Annotated in this window: 10 protein-coding genes; 2 read left to right on the top strand and 8 right to left on the bottom strand. The window is 64.3% G+C overall.

The window, feature by feature from the left end; genetic code table 11:
- The 4 genes from VEI45_RS20695 to VEI45_RS20680 all read right to left on the bottom strand — a co-directional run.
- Positions 1-260, bottom strand: a 260-nt coding sequence (locus tag VEI45_RS20695) for an SRPBCC family protein (protein WP_324856401.1), incomplete at its 3' end; no start/stop codon positions are given.
- On the bottom strand, positions 260-1090 hold the full coding sequence (locus tag VEI45_RS20690; protein WP_324856400.1) for a lysophospholipid acyltransferase family protein: 831 nt from the start codon (positions 1088-1090) through the stop codon (positions 260-262). The genes VEI45_RS20695 and VEI45_RS20690, both read right to left, overlap by 1 nt.
- A gap of 24 nt (positions 1091-1114) precedes the next feature.
- Positions 1115-2191, bottom strand: coding sequence for an SDR family oxidoreductase (locus tag VEI45_RS20685; protein WP_324856399.1), 1077 nt, complete (start codon positions 2189-2191; stop codon positions 1115-1117).
- Complete coding sequence (locus tag VEI45_RS20680; protein ID WP_324856398.1) at positions 2188-2931, bottom strand: nitroreductase family protein; 744 nt, start codon at positions 2929-2931, stop codon at positions 2188-2190. Before VEI45_RS20680 ends, VEI45_RS20685 begins: the two co-directional genes overlap by 4 nt.
- 235 nt (positions 2932-3166) lie before the next feature.
- Here VEI45_RS20680 and VEI45_RS20675 point away from each other — a divergent pair, with 235 nt between their 5' ends.
- A complete protein-coding gene (locus VEI45_RS20675) occupies positions 3167-5542 on the top strand; it encodes a lysylphosphatidylglycerol synthase transmembrane domain-containing protein (protein ID WP_324856397.1) in 2376 nt (791 codons plus the stop codon).
- Positions 5543-5681: 139 nt separating this feature from the next.
- Positions 5682-6575, top strand: coding sequence for an SPFH domain-containing protein (locus VEI45_RS20670; protein ID WP_324856396.1), 894 nt, complete (start codon positions 5682-5684; stop codon positions 6573-6575).
- A 25-nt stretch (positions 6576-6600) separates the two neighbouring features.
- Here the strand turns inward: VEI45_RS20670 and VEI45_RS20665 are convergent, their stop codons facing one another.
- The 4 genes from VEI45_RS20665 to VEI45_RS20650 form a co-directional block, all read right to left on the bottom strand.
- Positions 6601-6843 carry a DUF1918 domain-containing protein gene (locus tag VEI45_RS20665; protein ID WP_324856395.1) on the bottom strand — a complete coding sequence of 81 codons (243 nt, stop codon included), beginning with the start codon at positions 6841-6843 and terminating at the stop codon, positions 6601-6603.
- Between the two features lie 607 nt (positions 6844-7450).
- Positions 7451-8296: a class I SAM-dependent methyltransferase gene (locus tag VEI45_RS20660; protein WP_324856394.1), complete on the bottom strand. Its 846-nt coding sequence runs from the start codon at positions 8294-8296 to the stop codon at positions 7451-7453.
- Between the two features lie 162 nt (positions 8297-8458).
- Positions 8459-9403 carry a glutaminase A gene (gene glsA, locus VEI45_RS20655; RefSeq protein ID WP_324856393.1) on the bottom strand — a complete coding sequence of 315 codons (945 nt, stop codon included), beginning with the start codon at positions 9401-9403 and terminating at the stop codon, positions 8459-8461.
- Positions 9404-9408: 5 nt separating this feature from the next.
- The coding region (locus VEI45_RS20650) for a putative zinc-binding metallopeptidase (RefSeq protein WP_324856392.1) at positions 9409-9691 on the bottom strand (283 nt) is incomplete at its 5' end.

Raw genomic sequence — 9691 nt, 5'->3', positions numbered from 1 at the left:
CGCAGGGTGATACCGGTGAGGCCCACAAAGGCCAGGTCCCGGCCGTCGTCGAATTCCACCACCTCGATCAGGCCGCCGACCGGCACCGAGCCGATCTTCCAGTGCACGGTGTAGCGCGCGCCCACCCGGGCGGGACCTTCGGTCAGGGTCTCCCATCGCTCCAGATGAGGCAGGAAAGAGGGGTAGCGATCCGGTTCGCTGAGCACCTTCCACACGGTGTCGCGATCCGCGTTGACGATGATCCGGCGTTGGACGCGCATCAGCCGATCACCGGGAATCGACGTTCGGCGGCCAGCCGATCGACGCCGGCCTGCAGACTGGTGATCACTTCGTCGTACACCGCCTGGTCGTCGTCCTGCACTTTGATGGGCTCCTGAACCTCGATGACGATCTTGGCCGGCAGCGGAATGTGGCCGAGCAGATCGCTCACGTTCAGTCCCCACGGCAGCGCCAGCGAGATCGGCACGCTCTTGAGCCGGACCAACTTATCGAGCAGCAACAGCTTGGCCAGCCACTGGGCGCGTCCGAGGAACAACGCCGTCTCTTGACCGCCGACGCTGGCCACCGGCACGATCGGCACGCCAGCCTCGCGGGCCAGCCGCACGAAACCTTTGCGGCCACCGAAGTCGACAACGTGTCGCTGCCACGATGGGCGGAAAACCTCGTAATCGCCCCCCGGATACACCAACACGACGGCACCGGAATCCAATGCCAGCCGGGCATTTTCGGGGCTGGCCGGCACGGTGCCGAACTTGCGAAGCCAGCGCAGTGGCGGATAAAGGGTGACCAGGTTGTGCGCGAGCTGATAGAACGGGCGCTCTACGCCGAAATACGAGCAGAACGCCAGGGTGAAGACGAATGTGTCGGGCGGTACGTTGCCGCCGCTGTGGTTGCCGACCAGTAGCACCGGTCCTTCGGCCGGTATCCGGTCGAGTCTGCGGACGTCGGCCCGAAAATACAGCGACGCCAGCAGCCAAGTGCCGGGCAGCTGGTCGCGGATGAAATCCGGGTCGCGCTGGTCGAGATCGGCCTGCGGCACCCGGGTAATGATCTGCTGCCTGGCCCATTTCAGGGCGTCCCCGACGCCCATGACTACTCCCTTCAACTCCTAGCCTCAGAACATCGCTGCGGAGCTGACTTCGGGATGGGTGCGCATGTACTCCACAAGCTGGTCAACGTATTTGAGGAATGGTGGCGTCTCGATCCCGGCGTCGGCGAGGTCGGTGCGGCTGTGGTCGGTCAAATAGAACGTGGGATGCGCGAAGTAGTCGACCGCTTCGGGAGGAATCCGCATCAGCCGGTATAGCCCTGGAACCCGCGCGAGCGACGCCTTGGCGAGCTTGCGCGGCAACGGAACCTTGATGAGCGTCCGCCCGGTCGACTGGGCGAGCGCGTCTGCCATCTCGTCGACGGTCAGCGGGTGTGGATCGGCCAGCTGATAGGTCCGCCCCTCCGAAACCGATTGCCCGCTCAGATAACCCACCGCGCTGACGATGAAGTCGCGCGGGACCACATTCACCCGGGTCATCGTGGGATCTCCCGCGACCGGTAGGACGGCATAGCGCTGTTGTCGCAACAACCACTGCATGATGTAGTACGGTCCATCGAATTTTTGCGTCTCCCCAGTGTGACTGTCGCCCACGACAATTGAGGGTCGGTAGATCGTCGCCGGCAGGCCCGCCGACATGCGGCGGCGAACCTCCGCCTCGGCGAGGTGTTTAGTCTCCTCGTAATAGTTGTTGAACGGCGCACCGACTTCCAGGTCGTCCTCGCCGAACGGGCCGGCGTAGCGGCCGCTGACGTAGCAGGTGCTGAAGTAGTGCAGGCGGTTCAACTTCGGGCAGCGCTCCACGGCGTCCAGCACATTGCGGGTGCCCTCGACGTTCACCCGCATCGCCACCTCACGGCTGACCGCCAGGTCGTAAGCCGCCGCGAGGTGCCACACCTCGGTGACGTCGCTGAAAGCATCAGCGCCAAGGCCCAATCTAGGCTGGGTGACGTCACCCTCGGCCACCTGAATCCGCGCTCGCAGAGCCGGCTCAGCAGCGCTGAGCTGATCCACATGCTCCTTTGCCAGCGCCGTGAACTTCGGCTGCACCAGACAAATCGCCGTACTGTCGGTGCGCTGCAGGATGCCCGGTAGTAGCGCGCTGCCAAGGAAACCCGGAAATCCGGTCATCAAGACGGTCATCTCCGCACTCCCTGGTCGGCAGATACAGCGGCGTGGGACCCGCCCGTCGCTCCGAAGCGGTTCCAATGCGTGAACTCCGCCACTTCGCGGCGTACCCGGAGATAGGACTCCGATGTGACGGGATAGCCGAGGCGGGCGGCAAAGGCAATCTTCACAAAGCTGGGAGCGCCGATCAGTTGCTTGACCGCCTCCTCAACGGGCGGCCCGCTCAAGATAGATAAGGCCTGAAAGCCAAGTCCCAACGAGCATGCCATCAACCACATGTTCTCCAGTACGCAGCCCAGGCTCATCATGCCCAACACGTCTCCCTCTGAGGCGGGAGCGCGCTTCCTGGCGTCGTAGAGCACGATCATCAGGGCCGGACAGCCCGGCATCACACAATGCAGGGGCATCGCCGCATTCGCGTTTTCCGTTGCGGCGTCATCTCGCATCCACGCCGGCAGGATGTCAGCCAGCAGACCAATCTTGCGCTGGCGCAGCTCATCTTCGGAGAACGAGAGCAGCTGAAAGTTCTCCCGCAGAAACACTTTCGAGGGCTGGACCTCAATCGTGCCGATCTTGTCCAATAACTCCTGGTCGTCGACGATGACGACCTCGAAGTTCTGCATGTTATGGGCGGTGGGGCTCCAGCGTGCAGCTTCCAAGACCTGCAGCAGGTCTGCCCGTGCGACCGGACGGCTGCGATTGAATGGGATGCGCGCAGAGCATCGCTTCTCGATGAGTTTGAGCAGGTCACTCATTGCCCTCTCCTCAACGCGAGGTCGTCGCCCAAATAGACGCTATCGACCACGGGCGTTGATGAGGCGGGTCTTTTGACCTGATGCGGCCGCCATTAGTCCTCGGCCGCGCTGACGCTACCGCCGACTGCTACGTCCGCTGCGCGGAAACAAACAAGTTGTGCCTGCAAATCCGGTCTGCGACGCCGGTCTGCGGTTATGTTGGCGACGGGTCGCTGACAGACGGGATCGTTGGGATATGCAGGTCGACGGGCGCGAGATCACCGTTACCGGCAGCTTGCTGCAACCGCTCACCCGTCGCACCAACGACATCCTGCGGGTCGTGCTTTCCGCGGTGTTCCTGGCGGTGGTGATCACCAGTTCGGTGGTCACCCGCACCCGGTGGGACCAGCTGGAGAAATCCATCTCCCGAATCATCGGGGTGCTTACCCCTACCCAATCCGACGTGGTCTACCTGGTGTACGGCCTGGCGATCCTGGCCCTGCCGTTCATGATTCTGATCGGCCTGATCCTTTCCCGGCAATGGAAAATGCTCCCACCCTACGCGGCCGCCGCGACCATCGCCTTTCTCGCGCTGTCGATCACCGGTACGCGGATCGCGGCGCCGCAATGGCACTTCGACCTCTCCGACCGGCTGCGCACCGTATTGGCGCAATTCCTCGACGACCCGCGCTGGATCGGCATGCTCGCCGCCGTGCTCACCGTGTCCGGCCCCTGGCTGCCCGCGCGCTGGCGACACTGGTGGTGGACGCTGCTGCTGGCGTTCGTGCCGATCCACCTCGTGGTCAGCGCCGTCGTGCCGGCCCGCGCCTTGCTGGGCTTGGCGGTGGGATGGTTCGTCGGCGCGCTGGTCGTCCTGATCAGTGGCACGCCCGCGCTCGAGGTGCCGTTGGACGGCGCGGTCCGCGCGCTGAACAAGCGCGGATTCGTCGTGTCCGGCCTCACGGTGGTCCGCCCGGCCGGAGCCGGGCCGCTGACGCTCTCGGCCGCCTCGGATGGTCGAGGTGCCGACGCGGTCATCGAGATGTACGGCCCGCATCAAAGCAGCGGCGGCGCATTACGTCAGCTGTGGAGCAAGCTGCGGCTGCGCCGCACCGAGGCCGCACCCTTTCAGGCGTCCATGCGCCGCGCGGTCGAACATCGCGCATTGATGGCGGGTGCCATCGGCGATCTGGGTGTGGCCAACACGTCGAGCATCGCCGTCGGCGTGCTCGACCGGGGCTGGACGTTGTACGCGCACAAGCCCGTTCGCGGAGCCTCTCTCAAGCAATGCGCGACGGCGACGCCGGTGGCCCGGGTTTGGGAGTCGCTGCGAAAGCTGCAGGACCACCAGATCTCTCACGGCGATCTGCGTGACGCGGAGATCACCGTCGACGACGGCACCGTGCTGTTCGGCGGGTTCGGCAGCGCCGAATACGGCGCCACCGACAACCAACTCCAATCCGACATCGCCCAGTTGCTGGTGACGACGTCAGCGCTCTACGGCGCGGAATCCGCGGTCAACGCGGCGATCGACGCGTTGGGCAAAGACACCGTGTTGACTGCGTCCCGCCGGCTCACGAAATCCGCTGTGCCGAAACGTGTCCGGAGCTCAGTCAGCGATCCGGGTGCCGTCATCTCCCGCAGCCGCGCGGCGGTGATGCGCCAAACTCACACCGACAAGATCCAAGCCGAGACGATCACCCGCTTCACCCGCGGCCAGCTCATCCAGCTGGTGCTGCTCGTCGCGCTGGTCTACGTCGCGTACCCGTTCATCAGCACGGTGCCAACCTTCTTCAACGAGCTGGGCAAAGCGAACTATTGGTGGGCGCTGCTGGGGCTGGTCATCTCGGCATCGACGTATGTCGGGGCTGCGGGCACATTGTGGGCCTGTGCCGGTGGGGCCGTGGCCTACTGGAAACTGTTAATCACTCAGGTGGCCAACACTTTCGCCGCAACCACAACCCCAGCGGGCGTCGGTGGGCTCGCGCTCAGCGTGCGGTTGCTGCAGAAGGGCGGCATGAGCACGGTGCGAGCCACTACGGCGGTAGCACTGCAGCAGTCGGTGCAGGTGATCGTGCACATCACGCTGCTGATCTTCTTCAGCGCCGCTGCCGGCGCGTCCACCGACCTGGCCCACTTCGTGCCGAAGGCCGCCATGCTGTACCTGATCGCGGGCGTGGCGCTGGGCATCGTCGGCACATTCCTGTTCGTGCCCAGGTTGCGGCGCTGGCTGGCGACGGACGTGCGCCCGAAGCTCAAAGAAGTCAGCACCGACCTCGTCGCCCTTTCCCGCGAGCCGAAACGGCTGGGGTTGATCCTGCTCGGTTGTGCCGGAACGACTCTCGGCTCGGCGTTCGCGCTGTGGGCCAGTGTCCAAGCCTTCGGCGGCGACACCACATTCGTCACCGTCACGGTGGTGACGATGGTCGGTGGCACGCTGGCCTCGGCGGCCCCAACCCCCGGCGGTGTCGGCGCTGTCGAAGCCGCGCTGATCGGTGGGCTCGCCGCCTTCGGCGTACCCGCGGCCGTCGGTGTGCCGTCGGTGCTGCTGTATCGGGTGCTCACCTGCTGGCTACCGGTGTTCGTCGGCTGGCCGGTGATGCGGTGGCTGACGGACAAGGACATGATCTAGCGGCATCGCACCTGGCGCTTCGAGCACGTCTCGAGTGATCGGCCCATACTGGTGGGGTGTCGATGTTTCATCGGCTGTAAGTCGCCCGGAGTCGCCGAAAAGTATCGACAGGTCTTGCCGGGCGGAAGTGGAGGACATCATGAGCATCCTGTATGCACTGGCCGCAGCGTTCGGCCTGGGCGCGCTCTGGCTGGGCGCGAGCCTTCGGGTCGTCCAGCAATTTGAACAGGGCGTCGTCTTTCGTTTCGGACGTGTGCAATCCGGTGTCCGTGGGCCGGGGCTCACGCGGCTGATTCCAATCGCCGATCGCCTCGAGAAGGTGAATATGCAGATCATCACGATGCCGGTGCCCGCCCAGGATGGCATCACCCGCGACAACGTGACCGTGCGTGTGGATGCGGTCATCTATTTCAATGTTGCGGATCCGGTGCGTGTGGTTGTCGGCGTACAGGACTATGTGTCCGCGATCGGCCAGGTCGCGCAGACATCGCTGCGTTCGATCATCGGCAAAAGCGACTTGGACGACCTACTGTGCAACCGCGAGGGTCTCAATCGGGGCCTGGAGTTGATGATCGACAGCCCTGCGTTGGGCTGGGGTGTTCACATCGACCGCGTGGAAATCAAGGATGTAGTGCTGCCGGATTCGATGAAGCGGTCGATCGCGCGCCAAGCCGAGGCGGAGCGGGAGCGGCGGGCTCGGGTGATCACCGCAGATGGCGAACTGCAGGCGTCTGAAAAACTGGCCCAGGCGGCCGAGGCGATGGCCGTACACCCGGCTGCGCTTCAGTTGCGGCTGTTGGAAACCGTGGTCGAGGTCGCCGCAGAGAAGAACTCCACCCTGGTGCTTCCCTTCCCCGTCGAACTGCTCCGGTTCTTGGAACGAGCAACACCGGAAGCGTCCGGGAGCCCTGACGACGAAGCCGCTATGCCCTCGACCGCGGCTTCGAAGAGCGAGATGCCGAAGCTGGACCCGCCACGGATCCCCGACGACGCCAGCGGTCTGGAAGTCGACACCCGCATCGCGGGTCGCTAGTCCGGCCGAACGAACCGCTGTGTGGCTATGTCGCGGTGTGGCCGACCCGCGCAGCAGCGCGTCGTGAGGCTTCTGTGTGCTCGGCGGCGCTGACGACCACCGCGTCGGACCCGGGGTACACCGTTGCCTCGTGCCCGGTCACCAGCCAACGCACCACGTAGGGCGGAGAGCCGTCTTGAGAGCGCACCTCGATGATCTCAGCATGTTGATCATGCCGTTCGGTGGTTGTGCCCTTGACTACGAGGTAGTCGCCGACATTCGCCTTCATCGCCCGCTCCGTTCTCGTCCTGGTGAAACCCCGGCCCCCTCCATCCTGCGCGCGTTCGTCACTTAACGGAAGCGTGATTCGGCGATTCAGACCATCGCGTGAGCCAGCGCAATGTGACCCTCAAAACCGCAGGATTCAGCGCGAGCGCGGTACCGTTCACGGAACTGGCGATAGCGATCCTCGTCGCCACGGGCTTCGGCAAGCATTGCGTTCAACCGCAGCAGGGGAAGCTCGTGGTACACGAACCCAGGCTCGGTCGGCGTTGCCGCTAATGAGCGTCGCAGGACTTCCTGACGTCGACGTCGCTCGCGTCCAACGCTGGTGCGCCAACCAAGTCCCAGAGCACCTTCGCAGCGAGATCCGTGTCGAATGCGACATCGCCCCACGACATCTGAATCTTCTGGGGGTAGCGACCGACTACCCTCGTCCCAGTGATGCGCTGACCGGTTGAGCTCAAGCTCTATTTCGAGACGGCGTTCAGCTTGAATCGTCGTGAATTTGATGCCGGCTTCATGTTTGAGATGCCGCCGGCTGGGACGTCTGAGTTTGAGCGTAGTAGGTGGGGCTCGTTGTTCGTTGTGTTGCGACGTCAGAATCGACTACGAATTCAGAAGCGGAAGCGCAACACTACGGTGCCGATCAACCGGGACACGCTCGCGCTGCATGCTGCCAGGCGCGATGTCCCCCGCATGATCAGCGGGAGCTCGGCAACTTCGGGTGCTCGGGTGAGGAAGATCTCCTCGACTAGTTTCAGGCCGCCTACCCAGCGTTCGGGTTGACGGGGATCGTTGAAACCGGGGTTGACCACGCCGCCTGCGATGGCGGCCATGCTTGGTGTGCGCTTGAGCGTCCAGATGGCATAGCGGGTGTAGAGATTGAATGCCAGCTCCCCGCCGGGGAAGTGGCTGGTGAGTCTGTTAAGTAGGAACACGAAGTCGTCTTGGGTGAGGAACGGAACCAGGCCATCGGCGACGATGACTGCTGGCTGCGCTGTGGGGATATCGGCGAGCCAGTCCGGGTCGATGAGGTCGGCGCCGACGTTGTGGGCGTTCGCGGGTTGCGGTACCAGCCGACCGCGCAGCGCGATGACCTCGGGGAAGTCGATGTCATACCATCCGACGGTGGGTGGCGGGTCGATGCGGAACATCCTGCTGTCCAGGCCAGCGCCCAGATCCAGCACGATCGCATCCGGGTGGTCAGAGATGAAGCGGCGCACCACTTCGTCAAGTCTTTTGGCCCGTACCGCGATGTCGAAGACTCTCGATTTTGCGTCGAGGAGCTTGGTGGTCAGCGCGGGAAACTTCCCGAGGTCGTAGCCGACCTTCATGATGATCTCGTCGGCCATAGTGTCGCCGAGGAAGGGGCGCGGTAGACGGCTGTCGAGCGCCCTGCCGCCCAGCGTGAGAAACAGACTCTCTTGCGCGGGCGTGAAGGCCGGAAGCGTCATGCTCATGGCGTCAGTCCTGGGTCTGTGGTGGTGGACGTACATCCGGGCCTAGTGCCGTAGGACCACGCCACTGCGTGGCGCAGGGTGTGGTGGTGGCGTGACAGGCCGCGCGGCGCGCCGAGATGTTACGCCAGCAAATCACACGCGGTGCCAAAACAGCTGATCACGCTACGCATTGAAAAGTCCCAGCCCGAGGGTGCGCGCGATCTGGGTGATCGCCGCCTGCGCGCGAACGCTGTTGCCGGCCTTGTCCAGCGGCGGTGAGAAGGCAGCGATCGCCAGTTTGGCAGGCGACACCGCAACCAGACCGCCTCCGACGCCACTCTTGGCGGGCAGCCCGACGGTGTAGGCCCAGTCGCCGGAGGCGGTGTAGAGACCCTCCATCGCCATTAAGGACAACACATGCGACACGTTGGGTTGTGCAATAACGCGCTTGCCGGTAACCGGGTTGATGCCCCCGTTGGCCAGGGTCGCGCCCATGATCGCCAGGTCGACAGCGGTGACCAGCGTCGAGCACTGCAGCGTGTAGACGTCGCAGGCCTCCATCGGGTCGCAGTACATGTATCCGCCGCAAAGCAGCAGCCACGCGATCGCGCGGTTGTGGAAGTTGGTAGCGCGCTCGGACGAGGCGATCTGTTCGCTGACCGTGATCGGACGCCCGGCGAAATCGGTTTGAATCTGCAAGATCTGGCGCGAGCGGTCGTCAGCGTCGGTGGCCGACACCAGACTCGTTGCCGTCATCGCCCCCGCGTTGACCATCGGCGAGTTCGGCTTGTCGTTATGGAGTTCCAGCGCCAGCACCGAATTGAACGCCTCGCCGGTCGGATCGGCGCCGACCTTGCGGTGGAACGCTCGCGGACCTACTTGTTGGATCGCGAGCGCGGCCGTGAAGACTTTCGAGATCGACTCCAGCGCGAACTCAGTTGTGGCGTCACCGGCCGAAAACGTCTGACCGTCAACGGTCGCCACGCATACCCCGAACAGCTGCGGGTCTACTTCCGCCAAAGCCGGTATGTAGCTGGCGTTCTTGCCGCGGCGGTTCTTCTTGTGCCTGGCGTGCGCGGCGGTGACCGCCTCGGCGATCCGGTCGGCGGCGATCGGCGTGGTGGCCATGGCGGTCAATTCTGTTTCACAGTGGCATGTTCGGTTGACGCTGCTGAAGTCGCAGTCACCAGACGATGGATGAACCCGAGCTTCGCGACGACGTGTGGGAAGATCGTGAACGGGTACAGGTCGTCGCGGCCCATCGAGTTGTTGACCCGGTTGAGCACCCCCGACAGCACCAACCAGTCGGCCATAATGTCCTCGATAGTGCCGTCGGCGTAGGACTCCCGAGCGTCGATATTGGCGGGCAGGTCCCACTTCACCCGATCAGCCTCGACGACCAGGCCCGAATCCGCG

The sequence above is a fragment of the Mycobacterium sp. genome (assembly GCF_035623875.1).
Lineage (GTDB): Bacteria > Actinomycetota > Actinomycetes > Mycobacteriales > Mycobacteriaceae > Mycobacterium.
Note: the sequence above shows the minus strand (reverse complement) of the source record. Positions and strands in the feature narration are given on the sequence as shown.